Here is a 16,695-nt window from a genome sequence, read left to right as displayed (position 1 = left end):
TCCCCGCCATGATACGAACTAGCCTCCTCCCCCTGTCGCTGCCGCTGGCGCTGGCCGCCGCGCTTTCCCTTACCGCCTGCGGCAGCGGCGGCGGAGAACTGACTGCCGACAGCAAAGCCCTGGTGATCGGCCACCGCGGCGCCAGCGCATTGAGGCCTGAGCACACCCTGGCTTCCTACACCAAGGCGATTGAAGACGGCGCCGACGTCATCGAGCCGGATCTGGTGGCGACCAAAGATGGTTTCTTGGTCGCCCGCCACGAGAATGAAATTTCCGGCACCACCAATGTCGCCACGGTAACCAAGTTTGCCAATCGCAAGACCAAGAAGGTAATCGACGGCAATACGCTGGAGGGATGGTTCACCGAAGACTTCACCCTGGCCGAGATCAAGGAGTTGCGCGCCAAAGAAAGAATCCCGCAGATCCGCCCCGACAATACAAAATACGATGGCCAGTTCGAAGTGCCGACCCTGGCGGAAATCGTCGCCCTCGCCAAGGACATGTCGGCCAAGACCGGCCGCACTATCCATCTGTACCCGGAGACCAAGCATCCGAGCTATTTCCAGTCCATCGGCCTGCCGCTGGAAGAGCGCCTGCTGACGGTGCTGGCGCAGGACGACTACAGCGCCAAACGCGCCACCATCTTCATCCAGTCGTTTGAAACCGCCAACCTGAAAACCCTGCGCAGCAAGATCGGCAAGAACCATCCGACCTACCGCCTGATCCAGCTGATGGATGACGACAAGGTGCAGCCGCCCGACTTCGTGCTGGCCGGCAGCAAGCGTACTTATGGCGATTTGATGACTGCCGGCGGCATGCAGGAAGTGGCAGCCTACGCCGATGGTGTCGGCCCCTACAAGCTGAGCATCATCCCGCAGGACAGCAAGGGCGAGCTGGGCAGCCCCACCGCCCTGGTGAGCAACGCCCACGCCGCCGGCCTGCGCGTCCATCCCTACACCTTCCGCCCGGAAAACAACTTCCTGCCCGCCAGCCTGAAAAGCAACGGTTCGGCCGCGACCCGCAATGCGGATGGTTCGGTGGCGGAAATCCAGGCTTACCTGAAGGCCGGGATCGACGGCTTCTTTACCGATGATCCCGCAGTGGGGCGGCGGGCGGTGGATACCTTCAAACGCAGCTGATGTAGATTGACATATCCCTGTATGGCCGCAATCGGTCATACAGGATCACCTTTACAGGCGCTCAGTCTCGCCGTTCTTAGGCCGCCATTTCATCACGCGCTTTACGATTACCCCATCACCGTATTGCCAACTGTTTCCCGCTTAATTTCATGTTGCCTCCTCATGATTTTTTTGTGGATTTTGTGTTACATGCCTGGCAAGCCCTACAAGTCGATGCTTATACTATATGGATCAGATCATTCAATGCCGATACAAAGCTGTTTGATCACAATATAGTCTTCAATCCCATATTTAGATCCCTCGCGGCCAAGGCCCGATTGCTTGACACCGCCGAACGGCGCGGCCTCACTCGAAATCACACCCGTGTTGATGCCAACCATGCCGAACTCCAGCGCTTCGGCGACGCGCCACACGCGTCCTATATCACGGCTGTAGAAATAACTGGCAAGCCCGAATTCGGTGTCGTTCGCCATGGCAATAACTTCTTCCTCGGTATTGAAACGAAACACGCAGGCAAGTGGCCCGAAGGTCTCTTCCGCCGCGACTTTCATTGACTGTGTGGCGCCGGCAAGCAAGGTCGGTTCAAAGAACGTTCCACCAAGGGCATGACGCTTGCCTCCCACCACCAAACGAGCGCCGTTGGCGATTGCATCGGCAATATGCTCTTCGACTTTGTCGACTGCTGCCGCGTCGATCAGCGGCCCCTGCGATATATTCTCTAGCAAACCGTTACCGACAGACAAAGCTTTGATGCCAATGGCCAGTTTCTCGACGAATTCGTCATACACGTGATCATGCACATACAATCGATTCGTGCATACACAAGTCTGTCCGGCGTTGCGGAATTTGCTGGCGATCGCACCGTCCACCGCAGCCCCCAGATCTGCGTCATCGAACACGATGAACGGCGCGTTACCGCCCAGCTCCATCGAAACTTTTTTGATGGTACCGGCGGTTTGACGCATCAGAATGCGTCCAATTTCGGTAGAGCCGGTGAAGCTCAACTTGCGCACCGCAGGGTTGGAAGTCAGCTCACCGCCGATAGCATTGGCAGATCCAGTCAGCACTGAAAAAACTCCCGGGGGAATGCCAGCCGTCTGCCCCAGATAGGCTAGAGCGAGTGCGCTCAGCGGCGTCTGGCTGGCCGGCTTGACGATGATAGGACATCCTGCAGCCAAAGCTGGAGCGATCTTCCGAGCAATCATTGCCGCCGGAAAATTCCATGGCGTAATCGCAGCACATACGCCGATCGGTTCCTTGATGACTACGATCCGCCTTCCACCTTGCGGGCTCGGAATAGTATCGCCGTAGAGCCGCTTTCCTTCTTCCGCAAACCAATCGATATAAGCAGCTGCATAACGGATTTCATCGTGCGACTCTTGTAAAGGCTTGCCCTGCTCGCAGGTCATGATGCGCGCCAGGTCGTCGGCGTTGTTGAGGATCGCATCGTGAAATTTTCGCAAGATAGCCGCGCGCTCCTTGGCAGTCAATGTGCGCCAAGGTTTCCAGGCGACACGGGCGGACTCAATCGCCAGCAGTGTTTCGCTCGCGCCCATGCATGGTACGGTCGCGATGATTCCACCATTGGCCGGATTAGTGACTTGAATGACCTCACCGCTGCCGGCGTTGCACCAGACGCCATTGATAAATGCCTGGGTACGTAGCAGGGCTGGATTGATAAGTTGCAGCATGAAATATTCCTTAAGCGACGGGAGAAATTGAAGGTGTCGGCATCTCGTCCGCGATCATCGCGAAATCGTGGACTCCGGATAAACGTGGCAGTCGCGTGGATCCCATCCGAAGCTGATCGATTCGCCGATGACAATCTGCTTCGCCAGTTTCATGTCTGCCACTTTGAGAATCACGCTGTCCTTCCCGTCATAGCGAACATGTACCCGAACGTGGTCACCGAGGTAAACCAGGTCGGCAATCTGCCCGGTAAAATCCGTTGTTCCGTTTGCAACGGCCCCCAGTTGAATTTTTTCCGGACGCACCATTACCTTCACCCGTTCGGGCGCCATGCCCTGCAGGCCGGATGCCGGAGCTGTGATATGCCGGCCACCGTCCAGTACCACCGTGCATGTCTCACCATGCACCGCCTGCAGCCTGCCGTACAAGGCGTTGTTTTCACCAATGAAGGTCGCGACATAGGCCGTCCCTGGATGCTCGTACAGCATGTCCGGCGACGCAATCTGGACAATCTCGCCGCGCTCGAAGACGGCAACCCGGTCTGACATCGTCAATGCTTCGCTCTGGTCGTGCGTCACATACACCACCGTGACACCCAACTGGCGGTGTAATTGCTTAATTTCGTATTGCATGTGCTCACGCAAATTCTTGTCGAGTGCGCCCAGAGGCTCATCCATCAGGATCAATTCTGGTTCGAACACCATCGAACGTGCCAGCGCAACCCGTTGCTGCTGGCCACCGGACAGCTCGGATGGACGCCGCTGCTCCATGCCATGCAACTGCACCATGTCAATCGCCCGTTTGACCTTGTCTTCGAGCGCAACGCCGCCAATGCCGCGCATTTTGAGCGGATAGGCAAGATTTTGCGCAACACTCATGTGGGGGAACAAGGCATAGTTCTGGAACACCATGCCGATGCCGCGTTTGTGCGCAGGGACGCTCTCGATGTGCTTGCCGTTCATCCGGATTTCACCGCGCGTCGGCGATTCAAACCCGGCCAGCATCGTCAGCGTGGTGGTTTTACCCGAGCCGGAAGCGCCCAACAGAGTCAGGAACTCGCCCCGCCGTATGGACAAGTTCAGGTTCTTGATGACCAGATTGCTGCCGTCGTACGATTTCTGTACATCGATAAATTCGATCAAATTTTCTTGTGCGTTGCTCATGGTCTTTTCCAGGTCGGTGCGTTACGCTGGTTTGGCAAGCTCTGCAGCAGCCTCGTCGAGTGCAGCGGTCAATTTATCGACCATCATGTCGATCTCGTCGTCACTAATGATGAAAGGCGGGCTCAGTGCGATCGCGTCCCCCATGTTGCGTACTATCAGCCCATGCTGGCGGGTACGCTGTTCGACCATGGCGCCAACGCCCAGCATGGCTGGAAATGCCTGCCCGCTTGCTTTATCGATCAGCTCGACGCCCGCCAGCAAACCTGTGCCCCGCACTTCTCCGACCAATGGATGCGTGCGTAGCGCCGCCAATTTAGCGTGCAGGTATTCGCCCTTGCTGCCGACAACGCGCGGCGCATCCATTTCCTGATAAATAGTCAGCGCTTCAAGCGCCACCGCAGCGGCAACCGGATGGCCGGAGTAGGTGAAACCATGGCCAAACGGGCCGAGCATGCTGCTTTGATGTTCCAGTTCCGCATAAATTTTCCCGCTGACGATCACGCAGGAAATCGGCATATATCCCGAGGAAAGGCTTTTCGCGCAAGCCATCATGTCCGGCTCCAGAGCCATGGTTTCTGCGCCAAACCAGTTGCCGGTCCGCCCGAAACCGCAAATGATTTCATCAGCAAGCAGCAAAATATCGTGCTTGCGCAGCAATCCCTGCAGCGCCTCAAAATAACCGGCCGCTGGCACCACGACACCGCCGGCGCCCAAGATCGGCTCGCTGATCAGTGCGGCAATCGTCTCAGCTCCCTCTGCGACGATCAATTGCTCCAGCTGCGTCATGAGCCGTGCAACAAACGCAGCCTCGCTTTCTCCTGGCCGCCCGTTCTTGTAGAAATGCGGGCATTCGATATGACGAATGCCAGGCAACGGCAAGCCGAATGCGCGATGCATGTGCGGCAGCCCGGACAGGCTGGATCCCATGACGGTTGAACCATGAAAGCCTTTGTCGTGGGCAATGATCGTGCGCTTTTCCGCCTTGCCGCGAGCAGCCTGGTAATACCAGGTCATCTTGACCATCGAATCGATCGCCTCCGATCCTGACGAGGCAAAAAACACCTTTGCTTCCGGCAGCGGTGCAATGGCGGCGATCCGGCTTGCCAATTGCACGACGACATCGGGAACCCGGTGATTGAACGTGTGGTAATACGGCAGCCGGCGCAGTTGTCGTGCCGCCGCCTCCACCAGCCGCTGGTTGGAAAATCCCAGCGACGCGCACCACAGGCCGGACATGCCTTCTATGTATTTTCTGCCTTGCTCGTCAAAAACATGAATCCCTTCGCCACGGCTGACGATCAGCGGCCCGCGCGCCTGGTGCAGGCGCAGGTTGGTCTGGGAATGCAAGTGATGCCGGATATCGTCCCTGGCTTGCTCGCTCAATGCCGGAGCATCCGTACCAGCCCCTGAATTGCCTGTTTTTTCATTTTTTGCGACTTCGTGCGCTGCGGTCATTTTTTGTCCTTTTGATTGCATTAACGATTAAAATATATCATATATGATGTATAGTTAATCAATCAAAAATTTATTTATTTGGAAAATGTCATTCTCAAGGAGGTGTTATGACAGAAGTAACCGTGAAGTCTGCGCCAGCAAGTACGCAGGAATTTGCGCTGACCGTGGAAGAAGTTGCCCACTTGCGAGAGCGGGCGATGTTTATTCGATTGGAAACAATCCGCCTGATCGAAATTGCCAAAACCGGCCACTATACGTCGGTGTTTTCGGCCGCGGAGACTTTCGCCGCCTTGTATTACGACGTGATGCGCCTGCAACGCGGCAACCCGGCATGGCCGCAGCGGGATCGTTTTCTGATGGGTAAGGGTCACGCAGCGGTCGGCCTGTTTCCGGTTCTCGCCGATCTCGATTTTTTCCCGACATCATGGCTGGATCAGTACACACGCCTTGGCAGCCCGCTGGGCGATCATCCGGACATGTGCAAGGTGCCTGGCATTGATTTCAGCTCCGGATCGATTGGCCATGCCCTCTCGAACGGACTGGGCATGGCGTTGGCCGGCCGCTTCCATGGCAACGATTTCACCACCTTCGTCATGCTGGGCGATGGTGAAATGCAGGAAGGCCAAGTATGGGAAGCCGCGCTGGGCGCTGCCCATCACAAGCTTAATCGCCTGATCGCGATTGTCGACCGCAACGGCTATCAGTTGGACGGCGCGGTCGAGGATGTCATCGACATCGAACCGCTGGATGAAAAATGGCGCGCCTTTGGTTGGGAAGTCCACCACGTCGACGGCCACAATCTCAGCGAATTGACGGCCTTGCTGCGCCGTCTGCGCGCCGACGATCAGCGTACCCGTCCCGCCTGCGTGATTGCCAAGACAGTCAAGGGCAAAGGCGTGCATTACATGGAAACGGAACCGGGCTGGCATCTGGGCTATTTGACGCCGGAAGACGCCAAGCGCGCCATCGCGGAAATCAAAGGACAGGAGATCTAAACCATGCATCAGCCACTATCCAAAGACTCATGGCAATATCGCGGCCTGAACGAACTGACGCCCGGCTTGAACTATCTCTCCGACGGCCTGGCCACGCTGGTCGAAGCCGGTTATCCCGTCCTGGCGGGTTCTGCCGACCTCCAATATTCGAACGGCCTGGCGCGATTTGCAAAAAAATATCCTGAGCGCTACACCCAATTCGGCATTTCGGAGCAAAACATGGTCAGCGCGGCAGCCGGCATGGCCACTGCCGGCGGCATGCCCTTCGTCGCCACGTTTGCGTCATTCCTGGCGCTACTCTGCTGTGAGCAGATCCGCATGGATATCGCCTACTGCCAGTTGCCGGTGCGCCTGATCGGCCACCATGCCGGAATTTCGCTGGGATTTTACGGTACCTCGCATCACGCCACCGAAGACCTTGCGATCATGCGTTCGATCGCCAATCTCACGGTGGTAGCGCCGGCAGACGGTCCGCAGCTGGTTGCCGCCATCCAGGCCTCGGCCGAATATCCGCAACCGATCTACTTCCGCATCGGCCGTGGCCGCGATCCGCAAGTCTATGAAGACGGCGTCCCCTTTGCGTTCGGCAAGGCGATCGAACATTTGAGCGGGGAAGAGCTCACGATCATCGCCTGCGGCTCGATGGTGCATCCGGCGCTGGAGGCGGCAAAGCGCCTGAACGCTGCGCGTTGGTCGGTTGGCATGATCGACATGGCCACCATCAAACCGCTGGATCGCGAGGCCGTGCTGCGCGCAGCCGGGCGGTCGCGCAAATTGATGACGGTGGAAGAACACAATGTATTGGGCGGACTCGGCGGCGCGGTAGCCGAAGTCCTGGCAGACGAAGGCTGCGGCGTGCGACTGCTAAGACATGGCATCAAGGATGAATACAGCCTGATTGCTCCACCTAGCCATTTATACGCGCATTATCAGCTGGATGCGAACGGCATTGAGGCAGTGGCGCTGGGCGAATTGCAGCGGAACTGATCGTCACTGGCCTGTCTTTTAACGGCGTGCACATCTGCGCGCCGATTTTTATTGAAGCACCGACACAACAGACCTGATCTTTCCGCTATCTGCGGCGGCAAAGATCGGTTAACAGAAACCGGGATGAGGGCAATCGCATGAAGGAATCGCGTTTGGCTGTAAGGTGGGCACATCGTGCCCACGTGTGAATTCACTTCACGTACATGCTATTTCGGTGCCGGGTCGGTTGGCACTCCGGTTATCACGATCACGCGTGGGCACAAAGGCGTGCCCACCCTACGGCCATATCGGGCAAGCACACGTTTCACGCGATTGCCCTGTAACCGGGATGGCCTGAATGCAGTTTATCGGCATAATCGATTATACTGCAGCAACATATACGATATACAATTCCCGTGAACGAACAAATCTCCCCCATCGACAAAAGCAATATGTCCGCGCGTGTCTACAACGAGGTACGCGAGGCCTTGGTAGCAGGGCGTTTCCTGCCTGACGAACGGATACGCCTGCAGGATATGGCGGAACGTTTCGGCACCAGCGTAACACCCGTACGCGAGGCTTTGCTGAGGCTGGTCAGCGAGCGGGCGCTGCACATGCAGGCAGCAAAAATGATCAGCGTCCCCCCATTGAGTCTGGAGCGTTACCTGGAATTGCGCACCATCCGCCTGCAACTGGAACCGCTTGCAGCCGAATTGGCAACGGCACACATCGGTCCGGCCGAGTTGGCCAAACTGGTTGAGTTGAATGCACAGTTTGAACAAGCCGGCACGCAAGGCGACGCCGATGCGCGCATGGGCTTCAACCGCGCTTTCCATTTCGGCATCTACAATTTGTGCGGATTGCCGACCCTGCAGGCGATCATCGAAAATCTGTGGGCGTCGATGGGGCCGGTTCTGAAGGCTTACTTCCTGCACAACAAGGCCATGTCGTTGATTGATCCCGATCAGCACCGCAGCTTGCTTGACGCTTTGCGCAAGCATGACGGCAAGGCTGCTGCCGAAGCAATCCGCCAAGATATCCTGGGTGCGGCCCCCAGCATCATCAGCTTCCTGGAGGAAATCGAGGAACTGGAAAAAAGCAATGACATGAATGTTCGCGGCGCCAAAGCAAAGGAACCACGTTCATAGAACGTGATTCTAGGGCCTGGATTGCGCCGGGGTACGCAACCCGGCCGTCTCCCCACCATCGACGCTCAGCACCGCGCCATTGACATAGCTGGCGGCCGGCGACAATAACCAGTAAATTGCCTCTGCCACCTCGGCCGGCGCCGCCAGCCGGCCGGCCGGTATGCGATAAGTCAGCGCAGCCAATCGGGCACTGTCGGCGATGACCTGGTCCATCATGCGCGTGGCGATCTGGCCAGGGCACACAGCATTGAAGCGCACGTCCTTGCCGTATTCGAGCGCCAGCGCCTGTGTCAGCCCCAACACCGCGGCTTTCGATGCGCAATAGATGGCAAGGCCCTCTTCCCCAACCTTGCCGGCAATCGACGACACATTGACCACGGCTCCCCGCGCCGCAATCAGCCCGGGCAAGGCTTCACGCGAAAACAGAAAAGTCGAACGGGCGTTGGCGGCGAACACCCGATCCCAATCCTCGATGGCCGCTTCGTGGAACTTGGCGCGGGAAGAAGTGCCGGCGTTGTTAACCAAGCCTTTCAACTTGCCGCCGCCGAGTTCCATCGCCCGTGCCACGGCATCGATGCAATCCTGTTCGATCGATACGTCACTCCGCATGAAAGTGACGCCGGCAAGGGCGGCTTCCAGTGCCGCACCGGCAGCCTCATCGCGCCCGGTAAACAGTACGTGTTCGCCAGCTGCAGCCAAACGCCGGACAACGGCTTCGCCTATGCCATGGGTACCGCCGGTTACGATGACCATGTGCCGTTCTCCGTGGCGTTGATCGGATAATTCGTCACAGGCGTGCCCAGCCAGCCTTGTTCCTGGCGCCGCCAGTATTCCGCCATCAACAGCGAGGTAATCGGCCCCGGTTTGCCAGTGCCGACCGGCCTGCCATCAAGCACGCAGACCGGCATGACGCCACCGGCCGTACTGGTAAGAAATATTTCGTCTGCATTCATCACCTCCAGTACCGTGACCAGCCGCCATTCGCATGGGATGTTCAACAATACGCATAATTCGCTGACGGTGCGACGTGTCATCCCTTCGAAAACGCCGCGTACCGGGCTGGCCAGCACACCGTTTTTGACGACGAAGACGTTGAAGCCGGCGCCTTCGGTAACGTTGCCATGCCCATCATGCAATAGCGCCACGGTGGCTTGCCGGTCATATGCCTCGAAGATGCCCATGGTCAGATCCAGCCAGTGAAAATTCTTGATACGGGGATCCAGCGATTCCGGCGGAATCCGCGTCACGCTGCTCAGCACCATGGATAAACCCTGGCGACGTTGCGTTTCATTGGCGATCCAAACGAAGGGCGTGGCAAACGCATAGAAACGGTTGCAGCATTCGCGCGGATCGCGCGAGCCCGGCGGCGGCACGCCACGGGTACAGGTCATCTGCACGTAGGCGTCGCGCAAGCCGCTCAGACGCACACACTCGATCAGAATGGCTGCGATCTCCTCATGGCTATGCGGCAATGTCATGCGCAGGGCATGCATCGATGCGAAAAATCGTTCGATATGATCATCCAGCCGAAAAAAACTGCCTTTCCATACATGAGCGACATCGTAGGTGGCGTCGGAGCGGACAAAACCACGGTCAAGCAGCGGTATGCTGGCTTGACCGACCGGCATGTAGGCGCCATCCGTGTAGGCGACGCCGTCTTTGTTGCGAGGATCGAATAGTTGCATGTGCTTACCCATTGCTAGTGCGATGCCGGTTTGATTGACGAGCCATCCATGCTGCAAGCAGTAGAACGCCTACTGCCATGAGCAGCAAGAAGGACGACATCGCCAGGATGGAGGGATTGATGCTATCGCGAATACCGTCGAACATTTGCCGCGGCAGAGTACGTTGGCCGGGACCGCTGATGAACAGCGCGACAACAATTTCATCAAACGACGTCATGAATGCAAACAATGCGCCGGAAATCATGCCTGGTGCGATCAACGGGATCGCCACGTTGAAGAAAGCGCGCAGCGGCGATGCCCCAAGGCTGGCGGCCGCGCGCAGCAGATTCATATCGAAGCCTTGCAACGTCGCCGTGACTGTGATCAGGACAAACGGCGTTGCCAGCACAGTGTGCGCCAGCACCAAGCCCAGCAGCGTGGAGGCAAGACCAATCTGGCCGAACAGAAAGTACATACCCAAACCGCTGATCACCGATGGCACGATCATCGGTGAAATCATGAACGCCAGCAAGGTGCGCGCCGCCGGCAGATTACGCCGGGCGAAGGCTAACGCGGCCAGTGTACCGATCACGGTTGACAGCATGGTCGAGGCGACACCGACAATCAAACTGTTGCGCAACGCATCCATCCATGGCCCAGCTGTAAATACATTCTGGTACCACTGTGTCGAAAAACCCGGAATCGGGTAGGAAAGAAAGCTGCCGGCGCTGAACGAGAGCGGCACCACGGCAATCAAGGGTGCAAGCAGAAACACGATCATGACGGCGCCAAACACATAGTGCAGCGACTTGCCGATCAGGCATAGATGCAAATGACTCAAGAGAAAACTCCTAGCGCAATCCTACGATTTGACGGACGCCGATGCTACGTGCAGCGACTAGGTAGATGAGCATGATGCAACTCAGCATCACGATGCCCAAGGCTGATGCCATACCCCAGTTGATCGTGGTATTGGTATAGAACGCGATGAAGTAACCCAGCATCTGTTCCTTGGCGCCGCCAACCAGCGATGGCGTAACGTAATACCCTGCCGCGACGATAAACGTCAGTAGAGCACCGGCGCCGACGCCCGGCATGGTTAGGGGCAGGTATATCCGGAAAAAGCCGCGTACCGGGTGCGCGCCGAGCGATGCGGAGGCACGCATGAAATGCGGCGCAACCCCTTTCATCGCACTATAAATCGGCAACACCATGAACGGCAGCAGGATGTGCACCATGACGATGTACAAGCCGGTAGCATTGAATATCAGTTCTGCCGGCTGGTCGATCAGATGCAGGGCCAGCAGCAATTTATTCACCAGTCCGTCGTTTTGCAATACGACGATCCAGGCGGTGGTACGCGCCAGCAGCGACGTCCAGAAAGGCAGCAGCACCGCCATCAGCAGCAGGAAACCCAGCCGTTTAGGCGCCTTTACCATCAATGCCGCCAGCGGATAGCCGAGGAGTAGACATAACAAGGTGACGATGAAAGCAATCTTGACGGTCTTGAAAAGGATGTTCAAATAGATCCGCTGGTCTGCCGGCACACGGCTGATGCCGCCGTCGTTTGTCACACGCAAGTCGAGCGCCGTCAACAGGTAGTACGGCGTGTAGGCAGGCGCCAGGCGACGCAGAGCATGCCAGACTTCAGGGTCGCTCCAGCGTGCATCGATCGCCGCCAGCCGCAATTGCATGTCTGGCGCCGCTTCCGCCTGCGACAACTGCCTGGCCGTTTTTAGAATCAAGCTGCGATAGCCGCTGGCTTCGTAATTCAAACGCCGGGCCAGTTCGCCTAGCGGTTTGCTGCCGCCGGCGGCAATCAGATCGTCAGCGACTGCCTGATATGCCTCTGCCGGCGGCAATGCCGTTGTCCTTTGCCAAGCCGCCAAAGCCTTGACGGTGCGTGGCATGGCCTCGATCATTTCCGGATTGGCGACTGCGCGATAAAACATCATCCCTATCGGCAGCAAAAAAAATAGTGCGATATACAGCGTCAACGGCGCCGTCAGCCATAGCGAAATCATCCGCTTGCGCTGCGTCGATTGGCGTATCGCCTGTTGCAGTGATGCCGGAACAGAGAGCTTAGGCAAAACGCGATCCTTTCTTGTTGTCATTTACTGCGCAATCCATTGATTGAATCGCGCCATGATCTCTTCTTCATGATCTACCCAGAAATGGCTATCCAGCAGCAGCGCCGTCTTCATGTTCTGCGGCGCGGTCGGCAACTGTGCGAGGACATCCGGTTTGATCATGGCAGCTGTGCGCATATTGAGAATGCCGTATGGGATCAAGTCTGTGAACGTTTTTTGACGCTCAGCGCTCAGCATGGTATTGAGCAGATCAAGCGCGCTTGCTTTGTTGGGCGTGTTCTTGATGAGGGTCCAGTAATCCATGCTGTAGAGCTGATTGTCCCAAGCAATCGGAAAATGACTGCCTTCGCGGTTTGCAATCGCGATACGGCCGCTATAGGCCGCTGTAGCCACAACGGTTCCGGAAGCCAGCCATTCCAGCGGCTGCGCGCCGGATTCCCACCATTGGATGCTGGACTTGATCTGGTCCATCTTGGCGAATGCGCGGTCTTGTCCGGCTTTGGTGGCAAGCAATGTGTACACATCCGCCGGTTTAACGCCATCCGCCATCAATGCAATCTCCAGCGTCATCCGTGCCTGCTTGCGCAAGCCGCGCTTACCGGGCCACTTCTTTATATCCCAGAATTGCGCCCAGGTCTTCGGTCCATCCACGCCGAATTTTTTGCTGTCGTAAGTGAGCACTTCAGACCAGACAAACGCTCCTACACCACACTTGGAAAGGGCCGCCGGCGTGATTTCTTTGGCGTTTGACAACTGCTTGAAATCAATCACTTCAAGCAAGCCTTGCTCGCATGCCAAGGCCATTTCATTTTCATCCATCTGCACCACATCCCAAGTGATGTTGCCAGATTCCACCATCGCCTTTTGACGGGCAATGCCGCCGGTATAACTATCCTGCACGATCCGCTTCTTGCTCTGTGTAACGAATGGCTGAAAGTAAGCGTGGTTAAAGGCCTCTTGCGTGGCGCCGCCAAAAGCGACTACGGTCAGGTCTCGGGCCACTGCCTGGCCGCTCAAGCCAACGATGAGAATGCATGCCAGTTTTGATAAATATTTCATCACGCCGCCCTCGTTTTTAATATATTTTATATGATATATCTTATTTTTAAATAAAGTCACGTATTTTTTAAAATACATTTGTTATCGCCTTATGGCCCTAACGACGCCTTAGTCAGTTTATTGCTGCGCTTCTGGCGCAGACGAAGGGTTGTTACAAACGCTCGGTCTCGCCGCTCTTAGGCTGCCACTTCATCAAGCGCTTCTCGATCATCCCCACCACCGTATCCAGCACCAGCGCAAAAGCCGTCAGCACAAGGATGCCGGCAAACACAGTGTTGATATCAAACGCCCCCTCCGCCTGCAAGATCAGGTAACCGACCCCACGCGCCGAGCCCAGGTATTCGCCGACGATGACGCCGACAAACGCCAGCCCGACCGAGGTGTGCAGGCTGGAAAACACCCAGGATGTAGCCGAAGGCAGGTACACCGTGCGCAGCAGCTGGCGCTGGCTGGCGCCGAGCATGCGGGCGTTGGCCAGCACTACCGGGCTAACTTCGCGCACGCCCTGATAGACATTGAAGAACACGATGAAAAACACCAGCGTCACCGCCAGCGCCACCTTGGACCAGATGCCGAGGCCGAACCACATGGCGAAGATAGGCGCCAGGATCACGCGCGGCATGGCGTTGGAGGCCTTGATGTAGGGATCGAGGATGGCTGAGGTCAGCGGCGACAAGGCCAGCCACAAACCGACGCCAAGGCCGAACACCGTGCCGATGCCGAACGCCAGCATGGTTTCAGTCAGGGTCACCAGCAGGTGCGAATAGATTTCCGCCGGAAAGCTCAGGGTGAACCAGGTATGGTCGCCGAAGCCGATTTCCAGGCTGCCACTGCCGACCGTGAACCATTGCCAGACCCGCTGCAGCACCTTGAGCGGCTCGCCAAAGAAAAACGCGGTCTGCGGATTGCGCGTGGCCAGGTGCCAGATGCCGAAAAACAGCAGCAGCACCAGTGCTTGATATACCCGCAGGTTCTTGTAATTCGGCTTGATGGCTTTCCACATGATTCTGTCCCACTTTTGTTGAACGTTAACATTGTCGCGACCCTGGCAAAAAAATCGGCCAGCCGCTCCCAGCTACGCGGCCCCGTCTAGGCGACCCCAGCTGCGCGCCCCGGCCTCGTCGGCCCCGGCTACGCGCCCCGGTCATTCCCGCTAACGCGGGAATCCATTTTCACTGCCATATTCAGTAATCTGGATCCCCGCGTTCGCGGGGATGACGGTATTTTTAGAGATCGCGTTAGCTAGCTTTCTTTTGCTGCTGGTAGCCCTTCAGCACCTCGTCGCGCAGCACGCTCCAGATTTGCTGGTGCAGCTCAACGAAGCGCGGCTCGCCGCGGATTTCAGCGACGTCGCGCGGGCGCGGCAGGTCGATCACGAATTCGCCGATCGGATGGGTGGCCGGTCCGGCCGATAGCACCACCACCCGGTCCGACATGGCGATCGCTTCATCCAGGTCGTGAGTGATGAACAGCACCGCCTTGCGCTTGGCGCTCCACAACTCCAGCACTTCGTTTTCCATCAGCTGCCGGGTCTGGATGTCGAGCGCCGAAAACGGCTCGTCCATCAAGATGATGTCGGGATCCAGGATCAGGGTCTGCGCCAGCGCCACCCGCTTGCGCATGCCGCCCGACAACTGATGCGGGTAGCGGTCACCGAAACCTTGCAGGCCGACCCGGGCCAGCCATTCCTCGCCCAGCTGACGCGCTTTGGCTTCATCGGTTTCGCGGTATTGCAGGCCGGCGATGACGTTTTGCAGCGCGCTGCGCCAGGGCATCAGCGCTTCCGCCTGGAACATATAGCCGGCACGGCGATTGATGCCGGCCAGCGGTTCGCCGAATACCTTGACGCTGCCGGTGGACGGTTGCAGCAAGCCGGCGCCGACATTCAGCAAGGTCGATTTTCCGCAGCCGGTCGGTCCCACCACGGAAACGAATTCGCCCGGTGCGATCGACAGGCTGGTATCCGCCACCGCGGTATAGCGCTGCGAACGATCGTCCTTGGAGACGAAGGTACAGCTGATGTTGTCCAGGAAAAGAGCAGGAGTCGATGCGGAAGTCATAGGAGATACGGCCTGAGCCGAAGAAGATTTCAACGGAAGCCGTCTACAGCCCGCAACCCGTGCCGCCCGCAGGCGGTAAAGGTGGCGGGCGGTTGTTCACTTGTATTTGGCGTCAGCCTTCTTGACGAACTCATTGGTGTAAGTCTGCGACAGGTCGATATTCTTGCCGGCCAGTTCGGGATCGAAAGCTTCCAGCGTATGCAAGGCCACCTTCGGCCCTTCTTCCGGGATCATGCCGTCCGGCGACAGCGCTTCGCGCATCTTGTTGAAGGCGTCGAGATACAAGTCGCGGTCGCCCAGCTGGTAACTCTCCGGCACGACCTTGGCGACGTCTTCCGGCGTAGCCTTCTGCAACCACTTGAGCGCACGCACCATGGCGTTGGTCAGTGCTTGCGTGGTATTGGGATATTTCTTGATGAAGTCGGCGGAAGCATACAGGGTGGCCGCCGGCATCGGGCCGCCGAACACCGCATTGGTGTCTTTCAGGGTGCGCGTGTCGGAGATGATCCTGATCTCGTTATTTTTCTGCATCATGGTGATCAGCGGATCGAGATTGACGATCACGTCGATGGAACCGGAACGCAGCGCCGACAAGGCGCCGGCCGAAGCGCCGACGCCGATGTAGGAAACGTCAGTCGGCTTGAGCCCGCCCTTGGCCAGCACGAAATTGGACATCATGCTGGTCGAGGAACCCGGCGCCGTGACGCCTATCTTCTTGCCCTTGAGGTCGGCGATGGTCTTGTAGTTGGGCATGGTCTTGTTGGACACGCCCATGACGATCTGCGGCGCCCGGCCCTGCAGCACGAAGGCGGTGATGCGCTGGTTCTTGGCTTGCATGCTGATGGTGTGCTCGAAGGCGCCGGAAACCACGTCAGCGCTGCCGCCGATCAGCGCCTGCAAAGCCTTGGCGCCACCGGCGAAATCGGAAATCTGTACATCCAGGCCTTCATCCTTGAAATAGCCGAGCTGCTCGGCGATCGTCAAAGGCAGATAATAGAACAGGTTTTTACCGCCAACCGCGATCGATACCTTGGTCTTCTCCGGCGTCTGCGCAAACAGATTGCTGTTGAATGTCAGATAACCGGCCAGGAACAAACAAAGAGCAATTGCGAACTGCTTCCAGCTTAATTTCATGTTGTCTCCTCATGATTCTTTTCGGGATTTCGAATTACGTGCGCGGCGATATCTTTCGCTCTAGTTATGCAAAATAACAGAAATTCGGCTGGGCGGCACGATCTGTCTAGCCATCGCTAAAAATTTATCCTTG

General features: G+C 57.5%; 15 protein-coding genes. 4 read left to right on the top strand and 11 right to left on the bottom strand.

Annotation, left to right across the window (positions count from 1 at the left end; translation table 11 throughout):
- The first annotated feature begins 8 nt into the window (after positions 1-8).
- On the top strand, positions 9-1,139 hold the full coding sequence (locus BCF11_RS20365) for a glycerophosphodiester phosphodiesterase (RefSeq protein ID WP_098496362.1): 1,131 nt from the start codon (positions 9-11) through the stop codon (positions 1,137-1,139).
- Between the two features lie 236 nt (positions 1,140-1,375).
- Here BCF11_RS20365 and BCF11_RS20360 read toward each other — a convergent pair whose 3' ends face one another.
- From BCF11_RS20360 to BCF11_RS20350, 3 genes are read right to left on the bottom strand one after another with little or no spacing between them, the layout of a single operon-like run.
- Positions 1,376-2,830 carry an NAD-dependent succinate-semialdehyde dehydrogenase gene (locus BCF11_RS20360; protein WP_098496361.1) on the bottom strand — a complete coding sequence of 485 codons (1,455 nt, stop codon included), beginning with the start codon at positions 2,828-2,830 and terminating at the stop codon, positions 1,376-1,378.
- A 54-nt stretch (positions 2,831-2,884) separates the two neighbouring features.
- Positions 2,885-3,991 (bottom strand): ABC transporter ATP-binding protein, encoded by a 1,107-nt coding sequence (locus BCF11_RS20355; RefSeq protein ID WP_098496360.1) that lies wholly within the window; start codon positions 3,989-3,991, stop codon positions 2,885-2,887.
- A gap of 21 nt (positions 3,992-4,012) precedes the next feature.
- Positions 4,013-5,446: an aminotransferase gene (locus tag BCF11_RS20350; RefSeq protein WP_098496359.1), complete on the bottom strand. Its 1,434-nt coding sequence runs from the start codon at positions 5,444-5,446 to the stop codon at positions 4,013-4,015.
- A gap of 197 nt (positions 5,447-5,643) precedes the next feature.
- On the opposite strand from BCF11_RS20350, the gene BCF11_RS20345 reads away from it, so the two are divergent.
- The 3 genes from BCF11_RS20345 to BCF11_RS20335 all read left to right on the top strand — a co-directional run bounded on the left by BCF11_RS20345 (position 5,644) and on the right by BCF11_RS20335 (position 8,555).
- Positions 5,644-6,441, top strand: a complete 798-nt coding sequence (locus tag BCF11_RS20345) for a transketolase (protein ID WP_233212697.1) — start codon at positions 5,644-5,646, stop codon at positions 6,439-6,441.
- Between the two features lie 3 nt (positions 6,442-6,444).
- Entirely contained in the window at positions 6,445-7,428 is a 984-nt protein-coding gene (locus BCF11_RS20340) for a transketolase family protein (RefSeq protein ID WP_098496357.1), read from the top strand.
- Between the two features lie 395 nt (positions 7,429-7,823).
- Positions 7,824-8,555, top strand: a complete 732-nt coding sequence (locus BCF11_RS20335) for a GntR family transcriptional regulator (RefSeq protein ID WP_098496356.1) — start codon at positions 7,824-7,826, stop codon at positions 8,553-8,555.
- Between the two features lie 9 nt (positions 8,556-8,564).
- Here the strand turns inward: BCF11_RS20335 and BCF11_RS20330 are convergent, their stop codons facing one another.
- From BCF11_RS20330 to BCF11_RS20295, 8 genes are all read right to left on the bottom strand, one after another.
- The gene (locus BCF11_RS20330; RefSeq protein ID WP_098496355.1) at positions 8,565-9,308 is read right to left on the bottom strand and encodes an SDR family NAD(P)-dependent oxidoreductase; all 744 of its coding nucleotides are present in this window, start codon (positions 9,306-9,308) and stop codon (positions 8,565-8,567) included.
- Positions 9,296-10,240, bottom strand: a complete 945-nt coding sequence (locus BCF11_RS20325; RefSeq protein WP_098496354.1) for an aminotransferase class IV — start codon at positions 10,238-10,240, stop codon at positions 9,296-9,298. Before BCF11_RS20325 ends, BCF11_RS20330 begins: the two co-directional genes overlap by 13 nt.
- Positions 10,241-10,244: 4 nt before the next feature.
- Entirely contained in the window at positions 10,245-11,060 is an 816-nt protein-coding gene (locus BCF11_RS20320; RefSeq protein WP_233212560.1) for an ABC transporter permease, read from the bottom strand.
- Between the two features lie 10 nt (positions 11,061-11,070).
- A complete protein-coding gene (locus tag BCF11_RS20315) occupies positions 11,071-12,309 on the bottom strand; it encodes an ABC transporter permease (protein ID WP_098496353.1) in 1,239 nt (412 codons plus the stop codon).
- A 24-nt stretch (positions 12,310-12,333) separates the two neighbouring features.
- Entirely contained in the window at positions 12,334-13,446 is a 1,113-nt protein-coding gene (locus BCF11_RS20310; RefSeq protein ID WP_233212559.1) for an ABC transporter substrate-binding protein, read from the bottom strand.
- Positions 13,447-13,519: 73 nt separating this feature from the next.
- Positions 13,520-14,371 (bottom strand): ABC transporter permease, encoded by an 852-nt coding sequence (locus BCF11_RS20305; protein WP_098496352.1) that lies wholly within the window; start codon positions 14,369-14,371, stop codon positions 13,520-13,522.
- A 235-nt stretch (positions 14,372-14,606) separates the two neighbouring features.
- Positions 14,607-15,428: an ABC transporter ATP-binding protein gene (locus BCF11_RS20300; protein WP_098496351.1), complete on the bottom strand. Its 822-nt coding sequence runs from the start codon at positions 15,426-15,428 to the stop codon at positions 14,607-14,609.
- A gap of 96 nt (positions 15,429-15,524) precedes the next feature.
- Complete coding sequence (locus BCF11_RS20295; RefSeq protein ID WP_098496350.1) at positions 15,525-16,562, bottom strand: ABC transporter substrate-binding protein; 1,038 nt, start codon at positions 16,560-16,562, stop codon at positions 15,525-15,527.
- Between the last annotated feature and the right edge of the window lie 133 nt (positions 16,563-16,695).

Origin of the sequence: Collimonas sp. PA-H2 (assembly GCF_002564105.1) — a bacterium.
Lineage (GTDB): Bacteria > Pseudomonadota > Gammaproteobacteria > Burkholderiales > Burkholderiaceae_D > Collimonas.
The sequence above is the reverse complement of the archived record's forward strand: the minus strand, read 5'-3'. Positions and strand labels throughout refer to the sequence as shown.

Coding starts and splice junctions, on each gene's coding strand:
- BCF11_RS20365 (WP_098496362.1), top strand. CDS start 9: ATGATACGAACTAGCCTCCTCCCCCTGTCGCTGCCGCTGGCGCTGGCC.
- BCF11_RS20360 (WP_098496361.1), bottom strand. CDS start 2,830: ATGCTGCAACTTATCAATCCAGCCCTGCTACGTACCCAGGCATTTATC.
- BCF11_RS20355 (WP_098496360.1), bottom strand. CDS start 3,991: ATGAGCAACGCACAAGAAAATTTGATCGAATTTATCGATGTACAGAAA.
- BCF11_RS20350 (WP_098496359.1), bottom strand. CDS start 5,446: ATGACCGCAGCGCACGAAGTCGCAAAAAATGAAAAAACAGGCAATTCA.
- BCF11_RS20345 (WP_233212697.1), top strand. CDS start 5,644: ATGTTTATTCGATTGGAAACAATCCGCCTGATCGAAATTGCCAAAACC.
- BCF11_RS20340 (WP_098496357.1), top strand. CDS start 6,445: ATGCATCAGCCACTATCCAAAGACTCATGGCAATATCGCGGCCTGAAC.
- BCF11_RS20330 (WP_098496355.1), bottom strand. CDS start 9,308: ATGGTCATCGTAACCGGCGGTACCCATGGCATAGGCGAAGCCGTTGTC.
- BCF11_RS20325 (WP_098496354.1), bottom strand. CDS start 10,240: ATGCAACTATTCGATCCTCGCAACAAAGACGGCGTCGCCTACACGGAT.
- BCF11_RS20310 (WP_233212559.1), bottom strand. CDS start 13,446: ATGTATTTTAAAAAATACGTGACTTTATTTAAAAATAAGATATATCAT.
- BCF11_RS20305 (WP_098496352.1), bottom strand. CDS start 14,371: ATGTGGAAAGCCATCAAGCCGAATTACAAGAACCTGCGGGTATATCAA.
- BCF11_RS20300 (WP_098496351.1), bottom strand. CDS start 15,428: ATGACTTCCGCATCGACTCCTGCTCTTTTCCTGGACAACATCAGCTGT.
- BCF11_RS20295 (WP_098496350.1), bottom strand. CDS start 16,562: ATGAAATTAAGCTGGAAGCAGTTCGCAATTGCTCTTTGTTTGTTCCTG.